Annotated in this window: 30 protein-coding genes and 1 pseudogene; 10 read left to right on the top strand and 21 right to left on the bottom strand. The window is 72.2% G+C overall.

What is annotated here, in order from left to right; all coding sequences use genetic code 11:
- Positions 1-4 precede the first annotated feature (4 nt).
- Genes DEJ18_RS07035 through DEJ18_RS07025 form a run of 3 tightly spaced genes read left to right on the top strand, consistent with a single transcriptional unit; the run spans position 5 to position 2,915 of the window.
- On the top strand, positions 5-814 hold the full coding sequence (locus DEJ18_RS07035; RefSeq protein ID WP_111080166.1) for a glycosyltransferase family A protein: 810 nt from the start codon (positions 5-7) through the stop codon (positions 812-814).
- Positions 811-2,001, top strand: a complete 1,191-nt coding sequence (locus DEJ18_RS07030; protein WP_111210184.1) for a cytochrome P450 — start codon at positions 811-813, stop codon at positions 1,999-2,001. The genes DEJ18_RS07035 and DEJ18_RS07030 overlap by 4 nt, the downstream gene beginning before the upstream one ends.
- Positions 1,998-2,915 carry an NAD-dependent epimerase/dehydratase family protein gene (locus DEJ18_RS07025; protein WP_181434167.1) on the top strand — a complete coding sequence of 306 codons (918 nt, stop codon included), beginning with the start codon at positions 1,998-2,000 and terminating at the stop codon, positions 2,913-2,915. The genes DEJ18_RS07030 and DEJ18_RS07025 overlap by 4 nt, the downstream gene beginning before the upstream one ends.
- Before the next feature lie 145 nt (positions 2,916-3,060).
- Here DEJ18_RS07025 and DEJ18_RS07020 read toward each other — a convergent pair whose 3' ends face one another.
- From DEJ18_RS07020 to DEJ18_RS06935, 18 genes are all read right to left on the bottom strand, one after another.
- The gene (locus DEJ18_RS07020; protein WP_111210186.1) at positions 3,061-3,720 is read right to left on the bottom strand and encodes a hypothetical protein; all 660 of its coding nucleotides are present in this window, start codon (positions 3,718-3,720) and stop codon (positions 3,061-3,063) included.
- Positions 3,721-3,854: 134 nt separating this feature from the next.
- Positions 3,855-5,030: a flagellar hook protein FlgE gene (locus DEJ18_RS07015; RefSeq protein WP_111080186.1), complete on the bottom strand. Its 1,176-nt coding sequence runs from the start codon at positions 5,028-5,030 to the stop codon at positions 3,855-3,857.
- A 42-nt stretch (positions 5,031-5,072) separates the two neighbouring features.
- Positions 5,073-5,513, bottom strand: coding sequence for a flagellar hook assembly protein FlgD (locus tag DEJ18_RS07010; protein ID WP_111080187.1), 441 nt, complete (start codon positions 5,511-5,513; stop codon positions 5,073-5,075).
- Positions 5,514-5,540: 27 nt separating this feature from the next.
- Positions 5,541-7,028: a flagellar hook-length control protein FliK gene (locus DEJ18_RS07005; RefSeq protein ID WP_111210187.1), complete on the bottom strand. Its 1,488-nt coding sequence runs from the start codon at positions 7,026-7,028 to the stop codon at positions 5,541-5,543.
- On the bottom strand, positions 7,025-7,783 hold the full coding sequence (locus DEJ18_RS07000) for a C40 family peptidase (RefSeq protein ID WP_111210188.1): 759 nt from the start codon (positions 7,781-7,783) through the stop codon (positions 7,025-7,027). Before DEJ18_RS07000 ends, DEJ18_RS07005 begins: the two co-directional genes overlap by 4 nt.
- On the bottom strand, positions 7,780-8,205 hold the full coding sequence (locus DEJ18_RS06995; protein ID WP_111080190.1) for a flagellar FliJ family protein: 426 nt from the start codon (positions 8,203-8,205) through the stop codon (positions 7,780-7,782). The genes DEJ18_RS07000 and DEJ18_RS06995 overlap by 4 nt, the downstream gene beginning before the upstream one ends.
- On the bottom strand, positions 8,205-9,548 hold the full coding sequence (locus tag DEJ18_RS06990) for a FliI/YscN family ATPase (protein WP_111210189.1): 1,344 nt from the start codon (positions 9,546-9,548) through the stop codon (positions 8,205-8,207). The genes DEJ18_RS06995 and DEJ18_RS06990 overlap by 1 nt, the downstream gene beginning before the upstream one ends.
- Positions 9,545-10,174, bottom strand: a complete 630-nt coding sequence (locus tag DEJ18_RS06985) for a FliH/SctL family protein (RefSeq protein WP_111210190.1) — start codon at positions 10,172-10,174, stop codon at positions 9,545-9,547. Before DEJ18_RS06985 ends, DEJ18_RS06990 begins: the two co-directional genes overlap by 4 nt.
- The gene (fliG, locus tag DEJ18_RS06980) at positions 10,167-11,204 is read right to left on the bottom strand and encodes a flagellar motor switch protein FliG (protein WP_111080193.1); all 1,038 of its coding nucleotides are present in this window, start codon (positions 11,202-11,204) and stop codon (positions 10,167-10,169) included. The genes DEJ18_RS06985 and fliG overlap by 8 nt, the downstream gene beginning before the upstream one ends.
- Positions 11,201-12,871 carry a flagellar basal-body MS-ring/collar protein FliF gene (fliF, locus tag DEJ18_RS06975; RefSeq protein ID WP_111210191.1) on the bottom strand — a complete coding sequence of 557 codons (1,671 nt, stop codon included), beginning with the start codon at positions 12,869-12,871 and terminating at the stop codon, positions 11,201-11,203. Before fliF ends, fliG begins: the two co-directional genes overlap by 4 nt.
- Positions 12,871-13,176, bottom strand: coding sequence for a flagellar hook-basal body complex protein FliE (gene fliE / locus DEJ18_RS06970; protein ID WP_111210192.1), 306 nt, complete (start codon positions 13,174-13,176; stop codon positions 12,871-12,873). The genes fliF and fliE overlap by 1 nt, the downstream gene beginning before the upstream one ends.
- Entirely contained in the window at positions 13,176-13,571 is a 396-nt protein-coding gene (locus DEJ18_RS06965) for a flagellar basal body rod protein FlgC (RefSeq protein WP_258376891.1), read from the bottom strand. The genes fliE and DEJ18_RS06965 overlap by 1 nt, the downstream gene beginning before the upstream one ends.
- Positions 13,568-13,912 carry a flagellar basal body rod protein FlgB gene (locus DEJ18_RS06960; protein WP_111210193.1) on the bottom strand — a complete coding sequence of 115 codons (345 nt, stop codon included), beginning with the start codon at positions 13,910-13,912 and terminating at the stop codon, positions 13,568-13,570. Before DEJ18_RS06960 ends, DEJ18_RS06965 begins: the two co-directional genes overlap by 4 nt.
- 159 nt (positions 13,913-14,071) lie before the next feature.
- A complete protein-coding gene (locus DEJ18_RS06955; protein ID WP_111210194.1) occupies positions 14,072-14,425 on the bottom strand; it encodes a hypothetical protein in 354 nt (117 codons plus the stop codon).
- The gene (locus tag DEJ18_RS06950) at positions 14,415-14,897 is read right to left on the bottom strand and encodes a flagellar export chaperone FliS (protein WP_111210195.1); all 483 of its coding nucleotides are present in this window, start codon (positions 14,895-14,897) and stop codon (positions 14,415-14,417) included. The genes DEJ18_RS06955 and DEJ18_RS06950 overlap by 11 nt, the downstream gene beginning before the upstream one ends.
- Before the next feature lie 17 nt (positions 14,898-14,914).
- Positions 14,915-16,318 carry a flagellar filament capping protein FliD gene (fliD, locus tag DEJ18_RS06945; RefSeq protein ID WP_111210196.1) on the bottom strand — a complete coding sequence of 468 codons (1,404 nt, stop codon included), beginning with the start codon at positions 16,316-16,318 and terminating at the stop codon, positions 14,915-14,917.
- 122 nt (positions 16,319-16,440) lie between these two features.
- A complete protein-coding gene (locus tag DEJ18_RS06940; RefSeq protein ID WP_111210197.1) occupies positions 16,441-17,676 on the bottom strand; it encodes a flagellin N-terminal helical domain-containing protein in 1,236 nt (411 codons plus the stop codon).
- A gap of 129 nt (positions 17,677-17,805) precedes the next feature.
- Entirely contained in the window at positions 17,806-18,624 is an 819-nt protein-coding gene (locus DEJ18_RS06935; protein ID WP_111210198.1) for a sigma-70 family RNA polymerase sigma factor, read from the bottom strand.
- Between the two features lie 370 nt (positions 18,625-18,994).
- Between DEJ18_RS06935 and DEJ18_RS06930 the strand changes: the two genes are divergently transcribed.
- The 5 genes from DEJ18_RS06930 to DEJ18_RS06910 all read left to right on the top strand — a co-directional run bounded on the left by DEJ18_RS06930 (position 18,995) and on the right by DEJ18_RS06910 (position 23,103).
- A complete protein-coding gene (locus DEJ18_RS06930; RefSeq protein ID WP_111210199.1) occupies positions 18,995-19,480 on the top strand; it encodes a flagellar protein FlgN in 486 nt (161 codons plus the stop codon).
- 2 nt (positions 19,481-19,482) lie between these two features.
- Complete coding sequence (gene flgK / locus DEJ18_RS06925) at positions 19,483-20,919, top strand: flagellar hook-associated protein FlgK (protein WP_258376892.1); 1,437 nt, start codon at positions 19,483-19,485, stop codon at positions 20,917-20,919.
- A 2-nt stretch (positions 20,920-20,921) separates the two neighbouring features.
- On the top strand, positions 20,922-21,806 hold the full coding sequence (locus DEJ18_RS06920; RefSeq protein WP_111210200.1) for a flagellin N-terminal helical domain-containing protein: 885 nt from the start codon (positions 20,922-20,924) through the stop codon (positions 21,804-21,806).
- Positions 21,803-22,195: a flagellar assembly protein FliW gene (gene fliW / locus DEJ18_RS06915; protein ID WP_111210201.1), complete on the top strand. Its 393-nt coding sequence runs from the start codon at positions 21,803-21,805 to the stop codon at positions 22,193-22,195. Before DEJ18_RS06920 ends, fliW begins: the two co-directional genes overlap by 4 nt.
- A 68-nt stretch (positions 22,196-22,263) precedes the next feature.
- The gene (locus tag DEJ18_RS06910) at positions 22,264-23,103 is read left to right on the top strand and encodes a hypothetical protein (protein ID WP_181434168.1); all 840 of its coding nucleotides are present in this window, start codon (positions 22,264-22,266) and stop codon (positions 23,101-23,103) included.
- An 80-nt stretch (positions 23,104-23,183) separates the two neighbouring features.
- Here the strand turns inward: DEJ18_RS06910 and DEJ18_RS06905 are convergent, their stop codons facing one another.
- Both DEJ18_RS06905 and DEJ18_RS06900 read right to left on the bottom strand, forming a co-directional pair.
- Positions 23,184-24,152, bottom strand: a complete 969-nt coding sequence (locus tag DEJ18_RS06905) for a beta-ketoacyl-ACP synthase III (protein ID WP_111210202.1) — start codon at positions 24,150-24,152, stop codon at positions 23,184-23,186.
- Between the two features lie 77 nt (positions 24,153-24,229).
- A complete protein-coding gene (locus tag DEJ18_RS06900) occupies positions 24,230-24,622 on the bottom strand; it encodes a ChaB family protein (protein WP_111210203.1) in 393 nt (130 codons plus the stop codon).
- Between the two features lie 119 nt (positions 24,623-24,741).
- Between DEJ18_RS06900 and DEJ18_RS06895 the strand changes: the two are divergent.
- Positions 24,742-24,846, top strand: a pseudogene (locus DEJ18_RS06895) (aldo/keto reductase); the annotation flags it as partial.
- Between the two features lie 70 nt (positions 24,847-24,916).
- Entirely contained in the window at positions 24,917-25,240 is a 324-nt protein-coding gene (locus DEJ18_RS06890) for a hypothetical protein (RefSeq protein ID WP_146241526.1), read from the top strand.
- Between the two features lie 69 nt (positions 25,241-25,309).
- On the opposite strand, the gene DEJ18_RS06885 is transcribed toward DEJ18_RS06890, so the two are convergent.
- Entirely contained in the window at positions 25,310-26,584 is a 1,275-nt protein-coding gene (locus DEJ18_RS06885; RefSeq protein ID WP_111080205.1) for an ammonium transporter, read from the bottom strand.
- Between the last annotated feature and the right edge of the window lie 145 nt (positions 26,585-26,729).

Here is a 26,729-nt window from a genome sequence, read left to right as displayed (position 1 = left end):
GACCATGTCCCGTACCGTCCCGTCCGACACACCCGAGACGAGCGCCGGCATCCGTCTCGGTGTCATCGTCCCCGCCTGGAACGAGGCGCGCCTCGTGCCCGGTCTGCTCGACGCGCTCCGCGACCAGGTCGACCCGGACTTCACCGTCGTCGTCTGCGACAACGGGTCGACCGACGGCACGGAGCGGATCGTCGCCGACCACGTCCGTCGGCACGCCCTGTCCTGGCAGGTCGTCGTCGAGCGGCAGAAGGGCACCGGTGCCGCATCGGACACCGCCGCCCGCGCCGCGATCGCCGCCGGGTGCACGCACCTCGTCCGGACGGATGCGGACTGCCTCCCGGCCCCGGACTGGACCGCCACCGTCAAGCGCCTGTTCGCCGAGACGGACCACCTGTTCTTCGGCGGCCTGACGCTGCCACGGCGCGACGACTTCCCGGTCGGGCCGCTCCGCTACCGGTTCCTGTGCGTCGTCAACGAGGTCGCGATCTGGTGTGGGCGCCTCCTGCCGGAGAACCGGGGCAGGCAGTACCAGGGCCCCTACGTGATGGTCGCCGGGAACAACCTCGCCATCACCAGCGAGCTGTACGAGCGCGTCGGCGGGTTCCCGCGGACCGCCATCGAGGACACGCACGAGGACCGTGACCTCACCAACGCCGTCCGGCGGGTGACGGACCGGTACGGCCTGCACCGCGAGATGGTCGTCACGATGTCCGTCCGCAGGATCGCCGTGTGGGGCATCGTCCGGTCGCTCGCCTGGTACGCCGGCCACCGGTACCGCCCGCGGTCCACGAGCACGGTGGACGTCCGACCGTGACCGGCATCGACGCCCGCGCCGCTCGCCGCGCCACCCGGGAGGACCGCCGCGTCGTCCTGCACGCCCACCGCGCCGGGTACCTGGCGCTCCGCGGGATCACCCGGCTCGGCCGGGTCGTGCGGGTCCCCGGTCTCGGGGTCGTCGTCAGCGACGCGGCGCGGATGCGACAGATCCTCCTCGACCCCGTCACCTACTCGAAGGTCGGGCCGGGAGGCTCGGACCGGCTCTGGACGCCCATCATCGGTCCGAGGGGCCTGCTCAACATGGACGGGGAGGAGCACGCGCACCTGCGCCGGAAGCTCACTCCCCTGTTCTCGCAGCGGTTCCTCCGCAGCATCGTCGACGAGGTGCTCACCCCGGAGATGGACCGGTTCGAGGACGCGGTGAGCCGAGGCGAGGACGTCGACGTCGTGACCGTCATCGAACGCGCGGCCGCGCTCATCATCTGTCGCTTGACCGGGTACCCGGAGGACGACGCCGCCGCGCAGCTCGCACGGGCTCGCGAGATCCTCGGCTTCGTCACCCTGACGACGAAGGAGTTCTCGGGTGTGCAACTCGCCGTCATCCACGAGAAGCTCGCCGTCCTCAACCGCAGCACCCGCAGGGCGTACCGGGACGCCGACACCGGGACGGTCCCGGCGCTCATGCGGGCCGAGGGCATCAGCGAGGAGGACACCGTCTCGGTCGTCACGGCGATGATCGTCGCGGGCACCGAGACCATCGTCAGCTTCGTCCCCCGCTTCACCAACCTCGTCATCGAGTCCGGGTACCTCGACCACCTGACCGAGCACCCCGAGGACGTCCCGACGGCCGTCGCCGAAGCGATGCGCGTGACGGTCCCCTCGCCGGTGATGATCCGGAGCGTGCTGCGGGACCACCGCATCGACGGCGTCCGGGTCCGTGCCGGTGAGCGGATCGTCCTCGCGAACGTCTTCGCCTGCGCCCGGGCTGGCGACTTCGACCCGTTCCGCACCGTCCCGAAGGAGATGCGCCAGCTGTGGTTCGGTGCGGGGGCGCACTTCTGCATCGGGATGCCGCTGGCGACGCTCGAGGCCGAGGTGTTCGCCGCGGCACTCGCCCGCGCGGCCGCGTCCGGGCCGCTCCGGATCCGGGCCCGGGTGCGGAAGCAGCGCACGATGGCGGCCTCGTACAGCCGACTCGTGATCCGCGCGGAGGGGGCGACGTGAGGAGTGCCGTCGCCGTCACCGGCGGGAGCGGGTTCGTGGGGGGCCGGGTCATCCGGGCCCTGCAGCAGGAGGGGCACCACGTCATCGACCTCGGACGGCGCCCCGCTCGGGGCGACGCCGACGAGCACGTCCACGTCGACCTGACCGCCGGTCCCTCCGGGGTGCCGCGGCTCGGTGACGTCCCGCTCGTGCACTGTGCCGCGGAGGTCCGGGACGGGTTCGACCGTGCCGTGCTCGACCGGAACCTCCGGATCATGGAGTCCGCGCTCGCCCTCACGACGGGCAGGGTCGTCCACGTCAGCTCGTCGTCCGTGTACGACCTCGCGCGCCCGTCCGTCGATGCGCAGCCCGGCGAAGCGACCGGACGGTACCGCTGGTTCGGCACCTACGGCGAATCGAAGTACGCCAACGAACGGCAGCTCGTGGCGGCCCGTCGGGACGCAGCGGTCATCCTCCGGCCGCACGCCGTCTACGGTCCCGGTGACGGGACGTTGCTCCCGCAGGTGCTCCGTGCTTCACGCCACGGGGTCCTCCCGCTCCCGCGGGGTGGACGGGCGCCCCATGCGCTCACCTGGGTCGACAACCTCGCTGCGGCCGTCATCGCAGCGCTCCGCGCCGACGTCGACGGCACGCACGCGCTGAACGTCACCGACGGCGACCCCGTCCCGATCGGCGACGCGTTCCGAGCCGTGGCCGGCGGACCGCTGGCGGTCCTCCACGTGCCGATGCGGACCGCTCGACACGTCGCCGCTGTCATGCGTGGCCGACTCGGGATCTCGCCGTACGCCGTCCGTCAGCTCGGTCTCGAGCGCACCTACGACCTCAGCCGCACGACGGATCTGCTCGGCTGGGTCCCGGAGCCCGGGACGCTGGGACGTCTGACGGGTCTCCGCCACCCCGTCCCGGTCCACTGAGGACCGAGCGTGCGGCTTCAGCGTCCGCCGTCGTCCGGTCGCACCAGGGGTTGACGACCGGTCGCAGGACGAGGACGGACCGCGCGCTCTCGCGCGGCCGACACGTCTCGGGCCCCGTCCGACACGGTGGATGACGGGCCGTCGGTCAGGTCAGCGCGACCTGCGCGGCGACGAGGACGTCGTGCAGGTCCGGGCGGAGTGCCTCCTGTGACGACGTCCGCACCTTCACGATGAGCGCAGCGCCGGGCTTCGCGAACGCCCGCGCCACCGTCGCGGACCACGACCCGTCGGTGTCGTGCCCGGCGATCGACAGGAACTGTGCGGTGCCACCGGTCATCGTCGGCAGGAGTTGCTCCTCGAGCTGCTCGGCCGGCAGCCCCGCTGCGGTGAACATCTGCTCCGTCGCGGCCCGGTCCCCGATCGTCGGGTCGAGGTCGGTGATCCGCTGCTGCGTGATCGTCGCGACCGAGCCGTCCGCGTTCGTGTACTCCCGCGAGCCCGCGGTCGGGTCCTCGCCCGTCTGCTCCCACCCGTCGAGCGCGGAGACCTCGAGGCTGAACGCGGGCAGCGAGCTCGCGGAGAGCGTGGCGCCGTCCTCGAACGTCAGGTCGGTGGGCGCTGCCGCATCGGTGGGCGCCGCTGCCTCAGCGGTCGGTGTCGACGACGACGCAGCTGGTGCCGGTGCCTGCGACGCCGACCGCTGGGCTCCCGCCGGCCCGTTCCCGGTTCCCGCGCAGCCGGACGACACGACGACGGCGAGCACGGCGGCCGCACCCGCCTTGGCGATCCTGGACGTGATGGACATGTGGTTCCCCCTCGGCTGTCGCCGTGCGCCCCGTGCACCGGCGAGTCCGCTCTCGACCGTACGCGTCCGGGCCGAGGTCGTCCGGAGGACCCCCGGATCCCGATCGACAGGAGGCCGGGGGTCCCCGAGGTCCGTCAGCGCTTCAGGTTGGTGAGCTCCTGCAGCACCTCGTCCGAGGTGGTGATGATGCGCGCGTTCGCCTGGAACCCGCGCTGGGCCACGATGAGGTTCGTGAACTCCTGCGACAGGTCGACGTTCGACATCTCGAGCGTGCCCGACGCCAGGGTGCCGACACCGGCGGACCCGGCGACGGCGACGGTCGCCTCCCCCGAGTTCGCCGTCGCACGGTAGCCCGACGCGCCGGTCTTCTCGAGGCCGGCCGGGTTCGCGAACGTCGCCAGGGCGATCCGACCGATGGCGAGCGACGCGCCGTTGGAGAACGACCCGAGCACGGTTCCGTCCTTGGAGATGGAGTAGCTCTGCAGCGCCCCGGCAGCCTGACCGTTCTGCGACGAGATCGACGCGGTGTTGAGGCCCGCGAAGCCGGAGAGGTCCCGCATGTCGACCGCGATCCCACCGACGCGGAGGGTGGCTCCGCTGGCGATCTTCCCGTCGGCAGCGAACGTGATCGCACCGGTCGCGGAGGCGCCCTGGCCGTTCGACGCCACGACGGACCAACCGGCGTTCGTCTTCGTGTACGCGAGGGACAGGGTGTGCTTGGCGCCGCCCTGGTCGTACACGGTGGCGTCGCGGGTGATCGTGACGCCGACGGCGGTCTCGGCGGGGAGGTTGCCGGTGACGCCCGCGGCGGTCGTGACGGTCGCGGGCGCGGCGGTGTCGATCGGCAACCGGATGTCCGTCATCTGCCCGCCGTCGTCGACGACGCCGTTCGTGGCCGAGTAGCCCTGCACGATCTTGCCGTCGGCGGTGACGAGGCGGCCGTCGGCGTCGAAGTCGAACGCTCCGGCGCGGCTGTACACCGTGTCGTTGCCGAGACGGGTGACGAAGAAGCCGTCGCCCGAGATCATCAGGTCGGTCGCCTTGCCGGTGGCCTGGGCGGAGCCCTGCGCGAAGTTCGTCGAGACACCGGCGACCTGCACACCGAGGCCGATCTGGGCGGGGTTCGTGCCGCCGACGCCGGTCTGCGGCCCGCCGGCGCCCTGCGTCATCTGCGAGAGGGTGTCCTGGAACACGGTGGTCGAGGTCTTGTACCCGACGGTGTTCACGTTGGCGATGTTGTTGCCGGTGACGTCGAGCATCTGCTGGTGCGAGCGGAGGCCGGAGATGCCGGAGTAGAGCGAGCGGAGCATGGTGCGTCCCTTCGTGGACGAGGAGCGGAGGAGGAGGGAGGGTCAGGAACCGGAGGTGGTGGAGATACCGGAGATCACGTCGAGATCGACCTCCTTCCCGTTCACGGTCACGGTCGGCACGCTCTCGGCGTAGGACACCGCGGTCGCGGTCCCGGTGACGGCCTTGCCCGAGGTGGCGTCGGTGTAGCTGACCTGCTTCCCGACGAGGTTCGCGGCGGCCATGCGCATCTGCAGCGAGAAGCCCTCGTTGGCCGTCGTGGTCTGGTTGGTGATCTGCTCCATCATCGCGAGCTGCGTCTGCTGGCTGATCATCTGGTTCGTGTCCATCGGCGACGACGGGTCCTGGTTGCGGAGCTGTGTCACGAGGAGCTTCATGAAGACCTCGGAGTCCATCGTCTGCGACCGCGAGGACGCCGCGTTCGCGGCGAGGGCGGCGGCCTGGGCAGCGGGGTCCACGGACCCGGTGATCCCGTCGAGTGGCATGGTTGCGTTCCTTGTCGTGGTGGCCGGTCAGGCGAGGACGTCGAGTCCCGCGGTGCGGACGGTGGTCGAGGCGGACGGCTGCTCGGTGGCGGTGACGGGCCGGGCCTCCCGGCCGGGCAGACGGGCGTCGCCGCGGACGGCGTCCGCACGAGCGCCCTGGCGGCCGTCCCGTGGGCCGCCGTCCGCCGGCTCACCGCTCGGCCGGTTCTGGGCGGACAGGTCGAGGGTCGTGCCACCGGCGGCGTCGCGACGGAGGTCCGGCAGGATCTGCCGCACCGCGTCGCGCCCCGCGTCGGAGGCGGCGAACAACTCGACGTGCATCCCGTGCCCGCCGACGTGGGCGCGGACGGTGACCGGGCCGAGGGCGTCGGGGCTGAGCTGGACGGTCACGACGTGCTCGCCGGGCCCGGCGGCGGCGAGTGAGAACAGCGGGCGCGCGAGCTGCTGGGTGAGCGGCTGCGCCGTCGGTGCGCTGCCGTCCGGCGCGGTGGACGGGGCCGCGGTGGCCGCGGTGGTGTTCGTCGCGGCGGCCGCGGGCACGGCCAGCACGGCGGGTGCGTCCTGCGCCGTCACGACCGGGAGGCCCGGCCCGCTCTGGTCGATCGCCGTCCCCGTGGGTCCGTGGAGGGGCGGGGCGGTGCCGGCCGTCCCGGTCGTCGGCGTGGCTCCGGTCACCGGCAGCGCGGGAGCGCGGCCGGCGTCGGCGGTGTGTGCTGCCGGCAGCCCGGAGCCGACGGGTGACGCCGGTGCGCCGACCGCACCACCGGTGGCAGTCCGAGTGGCCTCCTCCTGCGTCACGGCCGAGGCGGTGCCGGCGGTCGGCTCCGTCACTCGGGCGGTGGCGCCTCCGAGGACGGGGACGGTCGACGCTCCGGCGGCGGACACCGGCCCCGGAGCCGTGACCGAGGCGGTGGCACCCGCGGCGGCACCGCCGGACGGCTCGGCCGGGGTCGCCGTGGGGGCGCCGTCGTCGGCGCGCGTCGAGCTCCCGGTGACGCCCGAGCCCTCGTCGGTGCCCGGACCAGCGTGGAGGCCGTCGCCCGCGTGCGCTGCCGGACCGGTCTCCGTGGTGGTCGAGGTCGCTCCCCCGACGGTGGTCGAGGATCCCTGCAGGCCCGGTGTCGCCTCGGTCGTCGTCGAACCCGGGCCCGTGACGGCAGCGACGACCAGGGTCGCGTCGACGGCAGCGGGGTCGGGATCGACGAGCGTCGCGGGGTCGCCCTCCGCCGGCGTCTCGACAGCCGAGGGGCCGCCGGTTGACGTCCGGCCAGCCGGTTGCTCGACCACCGAGCCGAGCAGGGACCGGGCCACCGCCGCCGCGGTCGGGTCGGCTCCGGGGTCGCTGACGCGAGTGGGCGCGGCGGGCGTGCCCGTCGGCAGGAGCGCGGTGGCGGCGGACAGCGCCGCACCGAACCCGGTGGGGCCGCTGTCCACCGCGACGGGACCGCCCGCCGGGCCGCGGTTCGCGTCGACGCTCCGCGGGGTGCCGGACGGCGGCGCGGTGACGGCGTTCACGCGGCGCTCCCGGCGGCGAGCAGCGACTTGAGTGCCGCGGTCTGCAGGTCGGTCGTGCTCGTCGCGCCCGCTGCACCGACGGTCGAGGCGACCTTCGTGGCGGCGGTGGCTGCCGCCTCCTGGGCGGAGGGCACGATGCGGCGGATGGTGGCGATGTCGCCCTCCGAGTACCAGTTGTCGACGATCCGGACGTCCTTGCCGGGGCGGGGTGCGTGCAGCACCTTGCCGTCACCGAGGTAGATGACGATGTGTCCTTCGCCCTTCGGGATGATGAGGTCGCCGGGCTGCGCCTGCGCGAGCGAGGGCACGGCGACGCCCATGTCGGCCTGGTCCGGCACGACGCGGGGCATCGTGACGCCGAGGTCCTTGAACACCGTCTGCACCAGGCCGGAGCAGTCCATGCCGGCTCGGGTCTCGCCACCGAACACGTACGGGACGCCGAGGTACTTCTTCGCGGCCGCGACGACGTCGTCCCCGGTCGCGCCGCTGCCCGTCGCGATCGTGCCGCGGCCGGCGTCGACGGAGGTCGCGGGGGTCGCGGACGCCGACGGACCGGCGCCGGCCGCCGCCGCGGTCGCGGCCGTCGCGGACGAGGCACCGGTCCCGGTCGCGGTCGCCAGTGCGTCGGCGAAGGCGGCGGACGACGGTGACGACGTGGCCGGACCCGCCGCGGTCGAGGCGGTCGAGCGCCCCTGTAGCGTGTCGATCTGGCTGCGGATCTCGCTGATCCGCGACAGCACGGCGTCGATGCTCATCGGTGTCCCCCCTCGGTGCGACGTCGCGCGGCGATCTCGTCGAGCGCGGTCTGTTCGGTGCGCAGGTCCTCGGCGGCGACACGGGTCGCGTGCTGCCCCTCGAGCTTCTCCAGCCCGAGGGCGGAGCGGCGTGCGGCGTTGTAGGTGTCCTGGGCGCGCTCGGCGTCGGCGCGACGGGAGCGGACGACGGCGTCGAGCTCCTCGAGCATGCCCCTGGTCGCGGCGCGAGCCGATGCGACGGCGCTGAGGGTCGCGGCGTCGGAGATCGTCCGGGGCTCGTCGTCGAGGGTCCGGCGGGCTGCCATCCGGGCGTCGGCGGCGTCGCGCACCCGACCGTTCGCGTCGGCGAGGGACGCTGCGGCGCGGTCCTGTTCGGCGTGCCGCAGGCGGAGGAGCCCGGCGAGCGGGAAGCGGCGCTGCATCAGGAGACACCTCCCGCGACACCGAGGGTGCGGACGAGTCCGGCCAGACGCTCCCACGAGCCCGTGGCCGTGACCCGCTCGGCCATGCCCTGCCGGAGGAAGGCGTCGATCGCGTCCTGGTGGTCCACCGCGGCGTCGACGAGCGGGTTCGTGCCCCGCTGGTAGGCACCGACGTCGAGCAGGTCCTGCGCACTCCGACGCGCCGCCATCACCTTCCGCAGGGTCGTCGCGACGGCCCGCTGCTCGGGCGTCGTCACCTTCGAGGCCACGCGCGAGATCGACCCGAGCGCGTCGACGGAGGGGAAGTGACCGGTCACCGCGAGCTTGCGGTCGAGGACGACGTGCCCGTCGAGGATGCTGCGTGCGGCGTCGGCAATGGGTTCGTTGTGGTCGTCACCGTCGACGAGCACGGTGTAGAGCCCGGTGACGCTGCCGACCCGGTCCGTCCCGGCGCGTTCGAGCAGCCCGGCGAGCACCGAGAACGTCGACGGCGGGTAACCCCGGGTGGCCGGGGGTTCCCCGACGGACAACCCGATCTCCCGCTGCGCCATCGCGACGCGGGTGAGCGAGTCCATCATGAGGACGACGTCCTGGCCGGCGTCGCGGAACGACTCGGCGATGCGCGTGGCGACGAACGCCGCACGAAGGCGCATGAGGGCCGGCTCGTCGGACGTCGACACGACGACGATCGACCGCGCGAGCCCCTCCGCGCCGAGGTCGTCCTCGAGGAACTCGCGCACCTCGCGCCCGCGCTCACCGACGAGGGCGATGACGTTCACGGCCGCGTCGCTCCCCCGCGCGATCATCGACAGCAGCGACGACTTGCCGACGCCGGAACCCGCGAAGAGCCCCATGCGCTGCCCGCGGCCGACGGTCGTGAGCGTGTCGAGCACGCGGACACCGAGCTGCAGCGGCGTGTCGATGCGGGTGCGTGCCATCGCGTTCGGGGTGTCGTGGTCGAGCGGTACCCAGGACTCGGCGGCGAGCGGCCCACGGTCGTCGATCGGTCGGCCGAGTCCGTCGAGCACACGCCCGAACAGGCCGGTACCCGTCGGGACGAGCACGGGCTGCCCGGTGGACCGTGCCGGGGTCCCCGCGGTGATGCCGGTGAGTCGTCCGAGGGGCATGCAGCGCACACCGGACGCGTCGGTCGCGACGACCTCGACGGCGGTCTGGTCGGCACCCTCGGCGCCGACCGTGACGACCTCGCCGACGCGGGCATCGAGCCCGGCGATCGTCAGTCCGAGACCGACCGCGCTCGTCACGGTGCCGACACGCTGGGGGCGCGCCGCCGCGACCGCGGCGTCGAGGCCGCGCGGCCGGAGCAGGGTCGCCGCCGTCACCGGAGGCCTCCCAGCGCGGTACGGGCACGGTCGAGGGCGGCACCGATGCGCGCGTCGAGGATCCCGTCCGGCAGGTCGACGACGGCGTCGCCGTCGCGCAGTGCCGGGTCGGCGACCACCGGGACCGGCAGTGGCAGTCCGTCGAGCACGTCGGCGTCGCCCGGGCTGAGCCGCACCGCCGTCGCCACGGCACCGTCGACGGCGGCGAGGGCGCGGCGGACGGTCTCCTCGGCGGACGCGGCGCGACGCCCCGACGGCCCCGGCCCGTCGCCGTCCGGACGGGAGGCCCGGATCGCCGACCCGACGACGGCCTCGGCCAGGTCGACGGCCGCGCGGGCGACCGACTCCTCGGCGGCGGCGAGCACCGGCGCGACCCTGGCCTGCAGCGCTGCCGCCGCACGGTCGAGGACGGCGATCCGCTCGGCGACGACGGCGTCGAGGGCCGCGGCCCTGGCTTCGTGCTCAGCTGCCATCCGGGCCCGGAGCGCGTCGGTCTCGACCTGCGCGGCCCGGAGTCCGGCGGCGTACCCGGCGGCGTGCCCGCGGACGTCGGCGCTCGCGGCGCGACGGGTGAGCGCTGCGTCCGTGATGACCGGGAACGCGACCGGGGCGAAACGGTCAGTCAACGAGCTCGTCCTCCTCGGCGCGGTGGACCGTGATGACGCCCTGGGCCTCGAGTTCGCGGACGGACCGGACGACCTCGGCGCGGGCCTCCTCGACCTGCGACACCCGGACCGGACCCATCGACTGCAGCTCGTCGTCCAGCAGCTCGCGGTTGCGCTCGGACACGTTCGCGCGGATCGTCTCGACGACCGGGGCGGACGCGCCCTTCATGGCGGTCGCGAGGATCTTCGAGTCGATGCCGCGGAGCACCTGCTGGATGTCGCGCGACTCGAGCTTGACGATGTCCTCGAAGGTGAGCATCCGCGAACGGATGTCCTCGGCGAGTTCCGGGTCACGGGCCTCCAGGCCGTCGAGCACGGCCTTCTCGGTGGCGACGTCCGAGCGGTTGATGATCTCGACCAGCGGTGCGATACCGCCGACGACCTCGACGCTCTCGCGCGGCGAGACGACGGCGCCGGCACGCGCACGGAGCACGCCCGCGACGATGCCGACCGACTCCGGGGTGGCGGTGCCCATCGTGGCGAAGGCCTGCGCGACGTCGGTGCGGACGCGCTCGTCGACGCCGGCGAGGACCGCGCTGGCCTGGGCCGGCTTGAGGTGCGCGAGCACGAGGGCGATCGTCTGGGGCAGCTCGCCCTCGAGCAGGGCGATCACCTGGCCGGGCTCGGCGTCGTCGAGGAACTCGAACGACTGGCCGGCCAGGTTCGACGCGAGCCGGTCCATCACGCCCGCGGCGCGCTCGGCGCCGAAGGACGCCTCGAGCAGCCCGAGTGCGGTCTCCTTGCCACCCCGGCGGCTGGTGCGACCGGTGCGGGTGAGCCGGTGGAACTCGCCGAGGGTGCGGTCGACGGTCTCGTCGTCGACCCGGCGCATCCGGACGATCTCGGCGGAGATCTCCTCGGCTTCGAGTTCGGAGAACTGCTTCATCACCTCGGCTGCGCGCTCGGTCTCCATCTGCATGAGGATGAGCGCCACCTTCTGCGCACCCGTCAGCTGACGGTCGGTGCCGGGCGCGGGGACGACGGCGCTCACACGGACGCCCGGTCGTCGAGCAGCCCGCGGAGGAGCTCGGCCGTGCGCTTCGGGTCACGCTCGGCGAGGGCGGTGATGTCCTGACGCCGACGTTCGGCGGTGATCTCGTCGGTGGTGAGGACCTCGGTCGGGGCGTCCTCGACCGGCAGGGCCTGCAGCGCCACGGTGGGCGCGTCGCCGGCGTCGAGCCCGCTGCGGTGCTCGGCCGGTTCGACCGCGAGGGGCAGCTGGAAGGAGTCACCGAACGCGTCGAGTTCGCCGATGTCGACCTGTTCGCGCTGCTGCCGGCGGCTCCGGCGGGCGAGGAAGACCATCAGGGCGACGAGGGCCAGGACGATGCCGACCACGATGCCGGCGGTGCGGATCGCCGACCACAGGGCCTCCTGCTCCTCCGCCTGCTGCTGGGCCTCGAGCGCCTTCGCCGCGTCGTCGGCAGCGCTCGTGTCGAAGTCCATCACCGCGACCTTCACCTGGTCGCCGCGGGCTGCGTCGACCCCGGCCGCGTTCGCGACGAGGTCGTTGATGCTCTGCAGGTTGACGCCCTGCACGGACTCGGCCTTCGAGTTGAGCGCGACCGAGATGGTCTGGCGGTCCATCGCCCCGGCGGGGATCTGGGTCGTCTCGGTGGTCTTGTCGACGGCGTTGTTCTTCGTCGCGGACTCGTTCTGGTACCCGTCGTCCGTGCCGGCCGCGCCGTCGGCGGTGCCGTTCGGGACGGCGATGTTGTCGGGTCCGAGCACGCCCGTGGCGTTCGCGCCGGCACCGGCGCCCGCGCCGTACTCCTCCTTGGTGGAGGACTCGTTGAGCGCCACCGGACCGGTCGTCGGCGTCGTGTAGGACTCGGTCGTGCGGGTGCCGGAGTTGTCGCTCATCGTGGCGGCCACCACGACGCTGGCGTTGCCCGCACCGAGCGTGGTGTCGAGCAGGTCCTGGATCTTCTTGCTCGTGGCGGCGTCGTAGTCGGCGGCCTGGTCGGTGCCCGAGCCGGTGGCGCCGGTGCCGACGGCGGACAGGGTCTGCCCCTTCTGGTCGACGACGGAGACGTCGGTCGGCTGCATGCCCTCGACGGCGGCGCTGGTCAGGTGCACGATCGCCTGGACCTGGTCGGACCCGAGCTGTGCGCCGTTCTTCGTGGCGACGAACACCGACGCCGTCGGGTCCTCCTCCTCGTCCACGAACACGGACTTCTCCGGGATCGCGAGCTGCACGCTGGCGGTCTGCACGCCGTCCATCGCCGAGATCGTCTTCGCGAGTTCGCCCTCGATGGCGCGCTTGTAGGTGACGTCCTGCTGGAACTCCGAGCTCGTCACGCCCATGTCGTCGAGCAGCGAGTAGCCGCCCTCGTTCGACGACGGCAGCCCGTTCGACGCGGCCTTCAGTCGTTCGCCGTACACCTTCGCCTGCGGCACGAGGATCGTCGCGCCACCGTCGGTGAGTTGGTAGGGGACGCCGTCGGTCGTCAGCTGGTCGGTGATCGAGCTGGCGTCCGCCGCGGCGAGCCCGGTGAACAGCGGCGCGTAGGACGGCTTGCCGAGCCAGGACGCGAGCGCGACGCCCCCGAGCACGAGGGCGGCCACGCCGATGATCGCGATGGTCCGCTGCGCGGCGGTGAACCCCTTGACGTACGCGCCGAGCCGGCCGAGCACGTTCTGCATCCCGGCGGGCATCAGGCCTGCATCCGCATGATCTCGTTGAACGCGTCGACGCCCTTGTTGCGGACGGCGGCGACGAGTTCGAGGGTGACCTGGGCGCGGGTCGACGCGATGGTGGCGTCGTGGATGTCGTCGAGGTTGCCGGTGACGGCCTTGAGCGCCAGCGTCTTCGAGTCGCTCTGCAGCTGCTGCAGTCCGTCGACGGCGGAGCCGAGGCTCGCGGCGAAGCCGTCACCGCTGTCGCTCGTGGTGCCGGACACGCTGGTCGCGGCGTTCGTCATCGCGTTGGTGGTCACACCGTTCACGGCGTCGATGGGCATCAGTTCTTCCCGATCTGCAGTGCCGCCTCGTAGGCGGTCTTGGCACGGTCGACCACGGCGGCGTTCGCCTGGTAGCCGCGCTGGGCCATGATGAGGTCCGCCATCTGCGTGCCGAGGTCGATGTCCGGCATGCGGACGTAGCCCTCGTCGTTCGCGAGCGGGTTGTCCGGGTCGTACGTCACCCGGCCGGCGGCGCTGCCGAACGCTGCGCCCTTCACGTAGGCGCCGGAGACGCCGTTGCCCTCCTGGACCTCCACGTACCGGGCCTGGAACGCGGAGTCGTCCATCGAGCGCACGGTGTTGGCGTTGGCGAGGTTGTCCGAGATCGCGTCGAGCCACTTGCGGTGCACGGTCATGCCGGTGCTCGCAATGCCGATCGCGTCGAAGGTCGTCACGAGTTGGTCCGCATCGCCGTGCGGAGGCTCGTGGCCTCACCGCCGACCGCCTGGGTCGCGAACTGGTAGCGGAGCACGGTGTCGACGTTCGAGAGGGTCTCCTCGTCGAGGTTGACGTTGTTCCCGTTCGTGTTCGTCGGCTCGAGGCTCTGCGCGACGGTCGGCGTGGTGCGGCCGTCCCCGTCGACGATGCTCTTGGCGAGCGCGTCCTCGAACCGGACCTTCTCGGCCCGGTAGTTCGTGGTGTTGATGTTCGCGATGTTGTCCGCGATCACACGCTGACGCATCGAGAGACCGTCGAGCGCGCTCTGCAGCGCAGCCGACGTCACGGAGTCGAACACGGAGGGGTCCCCTCGTCGGGCGTCGCCACGAGGGACGTCGCCGAAGCGGTGGTGGCCGATCCGTGGCCGGTTGTCGAGCGATCCGTGCTCGTGGGGGCCTATCGGCGGGCCCGCGGAGCCGTGTAAGCCGTCGCCCCGAACGGGGGGCCGACGGACGGGTCAGGCGCTGGCGTCGAGGTAGACGGAGCCGGACGGCAGGCGCGTCGCGTCCACGGCCCGCAGTGCGCCGAGGTGCTCGAGCGTGGTGCGGCGCGCGTCCTCGACGGCCGCGATGCGGTCGCGTTGCGCGGCGAGCAGCCGGGAGGCCCGCCCGACCAGGTCGCGCGGGATCGGTCCCAGCCCGGCCGGCTCGGTCCAGGCGGTGCCATCGCCGTCGACCGTCGCTTCGAGGGCGGCGAGGGCCGCCTCCCAGCGCTCGTGTGCCCCGCTGTACTGATCGCCGACGGTCCGGTCACCGGCGATCAGGTCACCGGTGGTGTCGCCGGTGACGGCCTGCTCGGGGTCAGGCGACACCGAGTGCTCCGCCGGCGCTCTGCTGCCCGGCGGCCGGGGGCGCCGGCAGCGCGGCTGCGGCGTCGTGCCAGGCCTGACGGAGCGGCTCGAGGATCCGGATGCAGTCGCGTGTGGCCTCCACGTCGCGGTGCACGTTCGCGGTGATGAGCGAGGTCGACGCGTAGTTGTACACCGCGAGCAGCCCCTCGCCGCCGTCCCACACGTCGATCTTCAGCGTGGAGGACAGCTCCCCCACGATGGCCTGGGCGTGCAGGAGCTGGTCGCGGGCGGCGTCCCAGTCCGCGGCGACCTGAGCGGTCTCAGCGCGGTGCAGGTCGAGCAGCAGCCGGTCGTAGAGCATCGTGACGAGCTGCGCGGGGGTGGCCGACAGCACGGCTTCGTTCGTGTACTGCGCACGGCGCTGCTCGGTCACCGACCGGGGCTTCGCCGCCTGACGGAAGGCGGCCGCGCCGCTGAGGTCGTAGGCGTTCATGTCGGTTCTCCTGCGTCTCAGCTCGAGCTCATCGACGAGATCTGGCTGGCGAGCCAGCTCGACTGCGACTGCAGCCTGCTGAGGCTCGTCTCGAGCGCCGCGTACTGCGTCTGCAGCGTTGCGCGGCGCATCGTCAGCCGGTCGGTCCACGAGTCGATCTGCGTGTTGAGGTCCTTCACCACGGACTGCTTGCCCGTGATGGCCGTGGTGATGGAGCCGTTGTACTTGTCGCTCGCGGTGGCGGCGGCGTCCGCGACCGTCTTCGCGACACCGGTCAGGATCGCCTGCGTGCCGGCGGGGTCGGCCGCGAGGGCCTTCTGGAACGCGGCGGCGTCGAAGTCGAAGTCACCGTCCTTCGAGATGACGATGCCGATGGAGGACGGTGACTTCCCGTTCACCGGCGTCGACATCGCGCTCGTCAACCGCTGGACGGCCGAACGGGTGGTGGCATCGCCGAGCAGGACACCGGCGGTGGTGCTCGTCGTCCCGTTCGTCGGGCTCGTGGTGCTCGTGACGCCGGTGTTCGAGGCGTAGTAGGACGTGACGGCGTTCAACGCGTCGACGAGTCCCGACGCCACGCCCTGCGCCTTCGTCGTGTCCCGTGCCACCGTGATCGTGACCGGGTCCGCGGACGCCTTCGAGACGGTGACGTTCACGCCCGGCAGCAGGTCGGTGAACGCGTTCGTCGCGCTCGTCACGGTCTGGGCGGCCGCCGTGCCGGCCCAGAGGGTCACCGAGGCGTCGGCGGCACGGGTCACGACGGCCGCCCCGGTCTCGGCGAACACGTCCGTCGCGGTCCCCGCCGTGACGTCGGCGGCCGTGCCCCGGTGCAGGGTGAACCCGTTCGCGGCACCGGTCGCCGTGCTCGTCAGCTGCAGTCGGTAGAGCTTCGTCCCGGAGGCGTCGGTACCGGCGGCGACCTTCGTCGCGGTGACCCCGGCGGCCGAACCGTTGATCGCGGTGACGGTGTCGTCGAGCGACCCCGACCCCGGCGTGACCGTCGTGGTCGTACCGTCCGGCTTCGTGAACGTCAGCGGCGACGCGGTGTCCCCCCAGGACGACATCGCGGCGGTGACGCCGACCTGCGCCGCTGCGGTCTGCCCGACCGTGAACGAGACGGAACCGGGCGTGGCCGCGGTACTGGTCGACACGGTGGCGTTGGTGCCGCTCGACGTCGCGGTGTACAGGTCGAGCGACCCGGCCTTCGCCGCGGCCGAGGCCTTCGTCGCGAGCGACTGGACGAGCCCGTTGATCGTCTGCAGTGACGAGATGAACGAGTTGGTCGTCGTGACCTTCGACTTGAGCAGCGTCTGCGGGACCTGCTCGATGGTCATGAGCGAGTTGATGAGGTCCGAGGTCTTGAGCCCGGACACCAGGCCGTCGATCGCGAGCGAGGTGCTCGTCGCGGACGTGGTGGACATCGCGGGCTCCCCGGCGGTCGTCGGATCGAGGTGGTGGTGGACCGACCGCGGTCAGTCCGAGGGGGTGGGCGCCACCACCGAGGAGCACCCGAACGGCTCCTCGGTGGTGGCGACCGGTGCGACTAGCGGAGCAGCGACAGGACGCCCTGCGTGCTCTGGTTCGCCTGCGCGAGCATCGACGTGCCGGCCTGGCTGAGGATGTTGTCGCGCGTGTACTTGACCATCTCCTCCGCCATGTCGACGTCGGTGATGCGGGACTTCGCCGCGGTGAGGTTCTCCTTGGCCACGTTCGTCACGTTGATGGCGTGGTCGAAGCGGTTCTGGATGGCACCGAGGTTGGAGCGGGCCGAGGAGACGGCCGCAATCTGCTTGTCGATCGCGACGATCGCCGCCTGTGCGTGGTCGGCGGTGTCGAACAGCAGGCCAGCAGCGGCGTCGCCCTGCTTGCCCGTGAACACGGCTTCCGCCGGGTCCGCGCCGTCTGCACTGTCGGAGGCGAGCGGACTGGTCTCTGCCACGAATCCACCGTTCCGCGCCTGCACCGTGAAGCCGGTTGCGGCACCGTTGGTGTCGCGCGTCGTCGTCGCGGTGAAGTTCGTGGAGAAGTTGGCGTCCGAGTTGAGCGCGGACACGTAGTCGTCGACCGACGTGAACGCGCCGTCCTCGCCGGAGCCAGTCAGCTTGCCCGTCGTCACCGTCGAGGAGTCGACGGCGGCGCCGGTAGCCTTTCCGTCGGCCGTGACGGTCGACGTGAAGGACAGCTTGTCAGTGGGGAGCGCGGTGAGCGCGGTGCCGCTCTTGATGGTGAACGCCGTGCCGGCGGCCGTGGTCGCGCCGAGCGAGTCCAGGACCTTCTGCACGTTTGCGCCCGACAAGTCGACCGCGATCTGGCTGTCCGCACCGGCGTTCGCGCCGACCTGGAACTTCAGGGTGTCGTTGCTGTTGAGCAGCGACGTGCCGTTGAAGTTGGTCGACGTCGCGATGCGGCCGAGCTCCTTCTGGAGCTGTCCGACCTCGGTCTTGATCGCGTCACGCGAGGACGCGTTGTTCGAGTCGTTGCCGGCCTGGACGGCCAGGTCGCGCATGCGCTGGAGGATCGAGTGGGTCTCGGTGAGGCCACCTTCAGCGGTCTGCACGACGGAGATGCCGTCCTGCGCGTTGCGGGCGGCGACCGTGAGGCCACCGACCTGCGACTTCAGGCCCTCGGAGATCGACAGACCGGCAGCGTCGTCGGCAGCACGGTTGATGCGGAGGCCGCTCGAGAGCTTCTCGAGGGACTTCGACAGGTCGTTCTGCGTCGCGTTGAGGTTCCGGTACGTGTTGAGTGCCGAGAGGTTGGTGTTGATGGACATACCCATGATGTGTTCCTCCGTGAAACTGGGCCGATCGTCAGCCCGTCCGTGGGCTGACATGTGCTCCTCTCGGCCGTTCGGCCGGAGGCGTTAGACGATCCGTCGGACGATTCCGTCCGTCGGACCGTCGGACGGTCAACTCGCCGCGACCCTGCCGAGCGGGGCGGCGTCCTGCACCGCGCGGGCGACGCCGGCGGCGGCGTTCGTGGCGACGCGGGCGAGGTAGGCGCTCCGGCGCGCAGCCGTGGTGCGCGAGGCGGGCTCGGGAGCGGTGCCGTCGTCGCCGTAGTGCGCGGCCAGGCCGTCCCGGAGCAGGCGCATCGCCTCGGAGCGCTGCTGCGACACGGCCGAGTGGGTGATCCCGAGCTCGGCGGCGACGTCGGTCACGGTGCGGTCACCGAAGTAGACGGCCTCGACGATGAGCCGCATCCGGTCGGGCAGCGCCTGCACGGCGGCGAGCAGGTAGCGACGCTTCTCCGCTTCGAGCAGGTCCTCGCCCGGCAGCGGCAGGTCGGCGGCGACCGTGTCGTGCACGGTCTCGTCGATCGGTGTGATCGTGCGGGCCGCGTCGGTGAGTGCGTCGACGGCGGTCTGCCGGTCGACACCCATCGCGTCGGCGATCTCCTGCGGGGTGACGCTCCGCCCGAGACCGGCGGAGAGGGCCTCCTGGGTGGCGAGGGTCTCGCGGATGCGCTTGCGGGTGCCGCGGCTGGCCCAGTCGCCGGCACGGAGGTCGTCGGCGATCGCGCCGGTGATCCGCGTCCGGGCGTAGGCGCCGAAGGGGACGCCGAGGGTCGGGTCGAAGGCGTCCGCCGCCTGCACGAGGGCGACCGAGCCGACCTGCGCCAGGTCGTCTCGGCTGAGGTGGGTGGCGCGTGCGCAGGTCTCGGCGACGATGTAGCCGACGAGCGGCAGGTGCTCGACGATCATCGCGTTGCGAGCGGTCCGGTCCATGTGGTTCCCCTGGTCGTCCTGGTTCGACTGACCCGTCCGTGGGCATGACGAGCGCCGGCGTCGGGACCGCCGGAGTACGTCGAAGAACCGCGAGGGTCCGTCCTCGCGGTGCACCCGCGCCCTGGGCGCGACCTGGGGGTTGTCCCCCGGTGCTGCTTCCGAACCTATCGGCTGTGCAGGTGCTGAACGAGTGCCTGTCCGTACCCAGTGCGGGGGTCGGTACCGCCTGCGTCGGTCGGCACTTCGGGGGACCCCGCCGGCGGTTGTCCCCCGATCGGCGGACCCGGCCGTCGGTGCTTACGCCGGAGCCGCGGACGCCGATAACCCCAGGAGACCGCAGCCGGCGGTCGACTGATCCCGGAGGGAGCTGATGAGCGTGAACGACCTGTCCGCCGTCCTGTGGCGTGAACGCGAACTGCTCGAGCTGCTCACGTTCAAGCTCGAGGAGGAACAGCTCATCCTCGCCGCCGGGCGCTCCCGCTGGGTCTCGCACGCCAGCCGCGAGGTCGAGCAGGTCCTCGACCGCCTGCGCACCACCGGTCTCGAGCGCAGCGCCCAGAGCGCTGCCGTCGCCGAGGAGTGGGGTGTGTCGTCCGACGCTCCCCTGCGTGAGGTCGTCGCCGCGGCACCGTCCGGACCGTGGGGCGAGATCCTCGCCTCGCACCTCGCCGCCATGCTCGAACTCACCACGCGCATCGGCGCCCTCCGCGACGAGAACGACCGGTTCCTCCGGATCGCCGCACAGGCCACGCAGGAGACCCTCGCCGGCACGGTCGCCGACGCCGACACCTACGACGCGACCGGGTCCTCCGGCGCGAACCCGGACGGCGCGCGCCTGTTCGACGGGAACCTCTGACCGTGGTGAGCACCTTCGGCTCCCTCCAGACCGCGTACTCCGGGCTCGCCGCAGCGCGCGCCGGACTCGACGTGACGGGCCAGAACATCGCCAACGCCGGCACCACCGGCTACACGCGCCAGCGCATCGTCCAGTCCGAGGTCGGCGCGCCGGCACAGACCGGCTTCGTCCGTGGCACCGCCGTGCTCGCGGGTCAGGGTGTCTCCGTCGACGCGATCGCCCGCCTGGCGACCGCGACCCTCGACACCCGCGTCCGGTTCTCCGCCGGTGCCGCCGCGTACGCCGACACCCGGGCGACCGCACTCGACCAGCTCGAGACCGGCCTGCACGAGCCCGGCACCGACGGCCTCTCGGCGAAGCTCGACGGGCTCTGGTCCGCCTGGAGCGACCTCGCGACCCACATCGACGACCCCGGCGCCGCCAGCGCGCTGCTCGGTGCCGCGAAGACCGTCGCCACAGCGCTGTCCGCCGGCTCGAAGAGCGTCGACGCGCAGTGGTCCGCCGCCCGGTCGACCGTCGCCACGCAGGTCACCCAGCTCAACGACGCCGCGGCACAGATCGCCGACCTCAACGGCCAGATCCGGTCGACCGTTGCATCGGGCGGGAACGCGAACGAACTCCTCGACCGCCGCGACCAGCTCACCGAGACGATCGCGACGCTCACCGGCGCCGCCGTGCGTGACAACGGCGACGGCACGGTCGACGTCGTCATCGGCGGCAACGCACTCGTGCAGGGCACCACCGCGCGCTCGGTCGCCCTGGACGGTGCCACCACACTCGCCGACACCCGCAGCGGGACCGCCGCTCCCGGCCTGACCTGGGTCGGTGGCTCCGCGGGCGCCGTGGCACTCGACGGCGGCTCGGTCGCCGGCGGACTGTCCCTGCTCGCCCCGGCGAACGGTGCACGGACCGGCGGCGCCCTGGCCGAGGCCGCCGCCGCGTACGACCGTGTCGCCACCGACCTCGCGACCTCGGTGAACGCCCTGCACGCCACCGGCACGACGCCGACCGGCGCGACCGGCGTCCCGTTCTTCGCCCTCGCCGCCGGTGTCCCCGCGGCGGAGGGGCTCTCCGTCGTCCCCACGGACGCGAGTGGCCTCGCCACCCGGAGTGCCACCGGTCAGTTCGACGCCTCGGTCCTGACGGCCATCGCCGCCGTCGGCAACCGCGCCGGAGGCCCCGACACGACCTGGGCGACGTTCGTCACCGGGGTGGGCAGCGCCTCCCGGACGGCCACCTCGGAGGCGACGCTCACCGGACTCGCCCTGACCAACGCGCGGACGCAGCAGCAGTCCAGCGCCGGTGTGGACATGGACGAGGAGAACGTCTCCCTGCTGGCGTACCAGCACGCCTACCAGGGCGCAGCGCGTGTCCTGACCGCCGTCGACGAGATGCTCGACACCATCATCAACCGCCTCGGCCTCGTCGGGAGGAGCTGATCGTGATCACCCGTGTGACCACCCAGATGACCATGGCCGCTGCACAGTCGCGGCTGCAGGCCGGCGCCGCGAAGGTCGCCGACCTGACCGACCAGGCGACGACGCTCAAGGCGATCCGGAAGCCCTCCGACGACCCCGCCGGCACCGCCACGGCCATGCAGGTCCGCAAGGAACAGGCGCAGGCCGCGCAGCACGCCCGGAACGCCGACGACGCCGTCGGTTGGCTCGCCACGACCGACAGCGCCCTGGCCGGGGTGTCGAAGGTGCTCGGCAAGGTCCGTGACCTCACCGTGCAGGCCGCCAACGACGTCGCGATGAGCCCCAGCGCCCGGGACGCGTTCGTGCAGGAGCTCCAGGGCCTCAAGGCCGACCTGCTCAGCTCGGCGAACACGAAGTACGGCACCCGCTCGGTCTTCGCTGGGTCGTCCCCCGCCGCCGCCGCCTACGCGCCGGACACCACGTGGGCCGGATCCTCGGCCGCGAGCGTCATCCGGACGATCGGATCCGGCGACGAGGTCCGCGTCGACACCGACGGCAGCGCCGTGTTCGGCACCGGCGACACGTCGGTCTTCGCACTCCTCGACGACATCGTCGCCGACCTGCAGGCGGGCACGAACGTGAACCCACGGCTCGACGAGATCGACGCGGCGCAGGTCGCCGTCCGCAGCGCCCAGGCCGACGTCGGCGTGCGGCACTCCGCGGCCCTGTCCGCGCAGGACGCGTTGAAGTCGCTGTCCACCACGCTGGAGGGACGCCGGTCGGGCGTCGAGGACAAGGCCCTCGCCCAGGCCGTCCTCGACCTGCAGGTCCAGAGCACCAACTACCAGGCAGCCCTTGCCGTCACCGCGAAGGTCCTGCAGCCGACCCTGATGGACTACCTCCGATGAGCATCGACCTGACCTTCGCCGTCGCCCCGTTCGGCCTCGAACCGCTGCGGTCGTTCACCCTCGACCCCGTCGAGGGTGCCGACGGCCTGTTCGCCCTGGCGGGGTCCGGCACCACGGAGTCCGGCGTCGACGACCCCCGGCTGTACCTGCTCGACGCCGCGGTACACCTGCCCGACTACGCGCCGGAGCTCTCCGACGAGCAGGCCGACCGCATCGGACTCGAGCGTGCCGAGGACGCCATGCTCCTCGTCGTCGCGAACCCCGACGCCGCCGGCACGACCGTGAACCTGCTCGCCCCGGTGGTCGTCAACGCGCGCAGCGGCGTCGGCGCGCAGTTCATCCTCGAGGACCAGGACCTGCCGATCCGGGCCGAGCTCGCCCACAGCTGAGCACGAGCGCTGGCCCCGGTACCGTCCGTCCCAGCGTCTCCGGGCACCTCCGGCGTAGCGTCTGGCACATGTCCCGCACCCCCAAGGACCACGACGCGCTCGTGCCGATGCCCCCCGCACCCGTCCAGGCCGCTCCCTCCCCGGACGGAGCCCGCGTCCAGCCCGACGACGCCTCGGGTTGGAGCAGCTGGCTGGACCGCGCCATCTCCGTCCAGCGTCCCGTCGTCGTCGCCCACGTCGCCCGAGTCCGACGCCGTCACCCCCACGCCACCCCCGCCGAGGTCATCGAGATCCTCGAGCGGCAGTACCTCACCGCAGTGACCTCGGGCGGCGCAGCGGTCGGCGCCAGCGCCGTGATCCCCGGTGTCGGCATGATCGCGAGCCTGGGGCTCAGCGGCGCCGAGACCGTCGGCTTCCTCGAGGCGAGCGCCCTCTTCGCACAGTCGGTCACCGAGGTGCACGGCATCACCGTCGAGGACCCGGAGCGTGCCCGCGCCCTGGTCATGGCGATGATGCTCGGCGCCCCCGGGACCCAGCTCGTCAAGCAGCTCGCCGGCCAGGCCCGTGGTGGGCAGGGCCGCACTGCCTTCTGGGGCGAACTCGTCACGTCGTCGCTGCCGAAGCAGGCGGTGAGCGGTATCGGCGGCAAGCTCCGCAACACGTTCGTGAAGCGGTTCCTCACCCGTCAGGGCACCTCCGTCCTCGGCCGGGCGATCCCGTTCGGGATCGGGGCCGTGGTCGGTGGGCTCGGCAACCACGCGCTCGGCCGCAAGGTGGTCCAGTCGTCGCGGAGCGCGTTCGGTCCGCCCCCCTCGCACTTCACGGTCGTGGTCGACGCCACCCCGGTCGGATCCGCTGATTCCGCCAAGCCCCTGAGCAAGCGGCAGCAGCGCAAGCTCGACCGCTGACGCGGACGACGGACGGGAGGCTCCCCACCGAGTGGTGGGGAGCCTCCCGTCCGTCATGGGGTCGCCCGAGGCGACCGCGGTCAGCGGCGGCGGACCGGGGTGGTGACCACCTGTCCGGCGTGCGCGAACCCGCCGCCGAACCCGAACAGCAGTGCCGGCACGCCCTCGGGCAGCTCGCCGCGGTGCCAGGCCTTCGACAGGCCGAGCGGCACACTCGCCGCCGAGGTGTTGCCGGACTCGACGACGTCGCGGACGACGTACTTGCCCTCGCCGCCGAGCGCGGTGACGAGCGGCTCGATGATCCGCAGGTTCGCCTGGTGGAACGCGAACACACCGATGTCGTCGAGGGTGAGGCCGGCACGCTCGACGACCGCGCGGGCGTGGCCCTCCGCTTCCGTGATGGCCCAGCGGTAGATGGAACGGCCCTCCTGCTGGAAGACCTCCGGATCGTGGGTGACGCGCACGGCGTCCTGCAGGTGCGGCACGCTCCCCCACGACACGGGTCCGATCCGCGGTTCGTCCGACACCTGGAGGACGGCGGCCCCCGCCCCGTCACCGACGAGCACGCAGGTCGAGCGGTCGGTCCAGTCGGCGATGCGGGACAGCGTCTCGGAACCGATGACCAGCGCGGTGTCGGCGGACCCGGTGCGGATCGCCTGGTCGGCGATCGCCGTGGCGTACTCGAAGCCGCTGCACGCGGTGTTGATGTCGATCGGCGCCGGGCCGTTCGACATGCCGAGCGCCGCCGCCACCCGCCCGGCGGTGTACGGCGAGCGGTCCCGGTGCGTCGTCGAGGCGACGACGACGAGGTCGACGTCCGTCGGGGCGACCCCGGCGTCGGCGAGGGCGTTGCGCGCGGCCTCGGTCGCCATCGAGGTGACGCTGTCCTCGGGGCCGGCGATGTGTCGGGTCCTGATGCCGGTGCGTGTGGTGATCCACTCGTCGTTCGTGTCGACCATGGTCGACAGTTCGTCGTTCGTGAGGATCCGGTCGGGTTGGTGGTGGCCGAACCCGGTGATCCGGCTGCCTCGGAGTGCTGGGATGTTCACACCCGGCACGCTACGCCTGTCGTGCGCCTCCGCATGCCGGGCTCGGCATGCACTCGCGTCGTGGTGGCGGGGCGGGGTCAGTCGCGGGCCTTCGCCGTCGCGCGCCGGTTCGCCTTCTTGATCGCGTCGACGAGCTCGTCCTTCGTCATGGTCGAGCGGCCGCTCACGTCCAGGCGCTTCGCGACGTCGAGCAGGTGCGCCTTCGAGGCGTTCGCGTCGACACCCTCCTCGGTCGACCCGGAACCGCGGGGACCGGCAGCGCCGGAGTCCGACGGGCCGGAGGAGCCCTTCTCCTCCCAGTGGTCGCCGACCTTCTCGTACTCGTGCTTCACAGCGGCCCAAGCGGTCCGTCCGGCTCGCTGGCCGTCGCCGTACTCCGACTCGGCCGACTTCCGGGCAGCACGGTAGATCTCCTGTGCGTGCTCGGGAGACCGCTGCAGGGTGCTGGGGATGTCGTCGTCGGCGGGCATGTCGCTCCTTCATCGCGTGGTCGTCCAGTCTCTCCACCGGTACTCGCGGTGCCTGGCAGGGCGCCGAGGGAGGGGCGTAGACCTGGACCATGGACTACACACACCTCGGGCGTACTGGATCCGCGGTCCGCGCCGTCGACGTCCGCCTCGACCAGGCCACACTCGACCGCCTCGACGATCTCTTCCCCGGTCACCGGACGTCCCCCGAGGACTACGCCTGGTAGCTCCGCACACCGGTCCAGGGTTCGACGACTACCGATGGAGCCTCGGACCACCGATGAGAGGACACCCACGATGACCACTTCCATGCCGAACGACCACGGCGGCGAGGGCGGCAACACCGAGCTCGGCGAAGCGCTGCAGCACGAAGCCGCCACCACCGGCGACTCCGGGTCGGCCGAGGAGCAACCACGTGCCGAGGACGACCGTTCCGGACTCGACCTGGAGGACCGTGGGGACCAGGAACAGTCCGCGCTCGCCGCGCTCGGGAACGACGCTCGCGGAGGTGACGCCCTCGTCGGTGGCGGCGACGACCTCGGGGACACGTCTACCGGGACCCAGACCGACGACCAGGCGGCCCCGGCCGGCTCGCGCGAGGACGGTGCCGACACGCACTGACCACCGGCCGCACGACGACGGCCCCCGCTCCGAGTGAGCGGGGGCCGTCGTCGTGCGTGGCAGGAGCGGTCAGCGCACGCCGACCGGGCTGCTGTCCTCCTGGTCGTAGAGGACGTAGCCCTCTTCACCGTGGACCGCGGTGTCGATGCCGGCGACCTCGTCCTCGGTCTTGACGCGGAAGCCGATCGTCTTCTCGATGATGAAGCCGATCACGAAGGCCAGGACGAACGAGTAGAGGCCGACGATGAGGGCCGCGGCCGCCTGCTTGCCGAGCTGCTCGAACGATCCCGAGTAGATGAGGCCGGTGTCGTTGGCGAAGAAGCCGAGGAACAGCGTGCCGAAGACACCGCCGACCAGGTGCACGCCGACCACGTCGAGCGAGTCGTCGAACCCGAGACGGTACTTCCAGTCGATGGCGAAGCAGCAGACGACGCCGGCGAGGAAGCCGAGGACGATGCCCCAGCCCGGCGTGAGCGCGGCGCAGGCCGGGGTGATCGCCACGAGGCCGGACACGGCACCCGAGGCGGCACCGACGGAGGTGGCCTTGCCGTCCTTGAGCTTCTCGATGAGGAGCCAGCCGAGGATCGCGGCGGCCGGGGCGGCGAGCGTGTTCACCCAGGCGATGGCGGCGATGCCGTCGGCGGCGCCCTCGGAACCGGCGTTGAAGCCGAACCAGCCGAACCAGAGGATGGCCGCGCCGAGGAGCACGAAGGGCGGGTTGTGCGGCTTGTGCGCGCCCTTGGCGAAGCCGACGCGCTTGCCGAGCACGAGCGCCAGGGCGAGACCCGCGGCACCGGCGTTGATGTGCACCGCGGTGCCACCGGCGAAGTCGATGACGCCCCACGTCGCGGCCCAGCCGGAGGTCAGGTTGAAGACCCACGAGGCGACCGGGAAGTAGACGACCGTGACCCAGACGCCGGCGAAGACCATCCAGGCACCGAACTTCGCGCGGTCGGCGATGGCGCCGGAGATGAGCGCGACGGTGATGATCGCGAACGTGGCCTGGAAGCCGACGAAGGCCATCGACGGGTAGGCCGCCTGGATGTCCGACGACTGCGCCTCCTCGAACGCCTGGCCGAGGCCGAGCAGGTTCCAGTCGATGCTGAAGAAGCCGACGATGCCCGTCACCGCGGTGTTGTCCCCGTGGTTCGCGAAGGCGATCGCGTAGCCGTAGAGCACCCAGAGGACGCTCACCAGCGCGATGGCCCCGAAGGACATCATCATCATGCTGATGACGGACTTGGCCTTCACCAATCCGCCGTAGAAGAAGGCCAGGCCGGGTGTCATGAACAACACCAGCGCCGCCATGACCAACACGAACGTCGTGTTGCCCTGATCAAGCATGTGTGCACCTCTCGTGAGCTGTGCGGCTCTCCGTCCGCCTCGGGTGCGACTGAGTCTGGCGACGACGTGTTTCACCGGAGCGCGCGCTCTGTTTCGCGGAGGTAACGTCACAGCGCCTTCTGTGAACGCTGTGTTTCACGACCCC

Origin of the sequence: Curtobacterium sp. MCSS17_015, from assembly GCF_003234265.2 — a bacterium.
In the GTDB taxonomy this organism is placed as follows: Bacteria; Actinomycetota; Actinomycetes; order Actinomycetales; family Microbacteriaceae; genus Curtobacterium.
The sequence above is the reverse complement of the archived record's forward strand: the minus strand, read 5'-3'. Positions and strand labels throughout refer to the sequence as shown.

Excerpts from the sequence above, each read along its gene's own strand:
- DEJ18_RS06900 (WP_111210203.1), bottom strand. The coding sequence starts at position 24,622 with ATGCCCGCCGACGACGACATCCCCAGCACCCTGCAGCGGTCTCCCGAG.
- DEJ18_RS06935 (WP_111210198.1), bottom strand. The coding sequence starts at position 18,624 with ATGGACCGGACCGCTCGCAACGCGATGATCGTCGAGCACCTGCCGCTC.
- DEJ18_RS07000 (WP_111210188.1), bottom strand. The coding sequence starts at position 7,783 with ATGAGCATCGACGCCGTGCTGTCGCGGATCAGCGAGATCCGCAGCCAG.
- DEJ18_RS06940 (WP_111210197.1), bottom strand. The coding sequence starts at position 17,676 with ATGGGTATGTCCATCAACACCAACCTCTCGGCACTCAACACGTACCGG.
- DEJ18_RS06885 (WP_111080205.1), bottom strand. The coding sequence starts at position 26,584 with ATGCTTGATCAGGGCAACACGACGTTCGTGTTGGTCATGGCGGCGCTG.
- DEJ18_RS06930 (WP_111210199.1), top strand. The coding sequence starts at position 18,995 with ATGAGCGTGAACGACCTGTCCGCCGTCCTGTGGCGTGAACGCGAACTG.
- DEJ18_RS06910 (WP_181434168.1), top strand. The coding sequence starts at position 22,264 with ATGTCCCGCACCCCCAAGGACCACGACGCGCTCGTGCCGATGCCCCCC.
- fliF (WP_111210191.1), bottom strand. The coding sequence starts at position 12,871 with ATGCCCGCCGGGATGCAGAACGTGCTCGGCCGGCTCGGCGCGTACGTC.
- DEJ18_RS07015 (WP_111080186.1), bottom strand. The coding sequence starts at position 5,030 with ATGCTCCGCTCGCTCTACTCCGGCATCTCCGGCCTCCGCTCGCACCAG.
- DEJ18_RS07020 (WP_111210186.1), bottom strand. The coding sequence starts at position 3,720 with ATGTCCATCACGTCCAGGATCGCCAAGGCGGGTGCGGCCGCCGTGCTC.
- DEJ18_RS07035 (WP_111080166.1), top strand. The coding sequence starts at position 5 with ATGTCCCGTACCGTCCCGTCCGACACACCCGAGACGAGCGCCGGCATC.
- DEJ18_RS06995 (WP_111080190.1), bottom strand. The coding sequence starts at position 8,205 with ATGCAGCGCCGCTTCCCGCTCGCCGGGCTCCTCCGCCTGCGGCACGCC.
- DEJ18_RS06950 (WP_111210195.1), bottom strand. The coding sequence starts at position 14,897 with ATGAACGCCTACGACCTCAGCGGCGCGGCCGCCTTCCGTCAGGCGGCG.
- fliW (WP_111210201.1), top strand. The coding sequence starts at position 21,803 with ATGAGCATCGACCTGACCTTCGCCGTCGCCCCGTTCGGCCTCGAACCG.
- DEJ18_RS06890 (WP_146241526.1), top strand. The coding sequence starts at position 24,917 with ATGACCACTTCCATGCCGAACGACCACGGCGGCGAGGGCGGCAACACC.
- fliE (WP_111210192.1), bottom strand. The coding sequence starts at position 13,176 with ATGCCCATCGACGCCGTGAACGGTGTGACCACCAACGCGATGACGAAC.
- DEJ18_RS07010 (WP_111080187.1), bottom strand. The coding sequence starts at position 5,513 with ATGCCACTCGACGGGATCACCGGGTCCGTGGACCCCGCTGCCCAGGCC.
- fliD (WP_111210196.1), bottom strand. The coding sequence starts at position 16,318 with ATGTCCACCACGTCCGCGACGAGCACCTCGCTCGCGATCGACGGCCTG.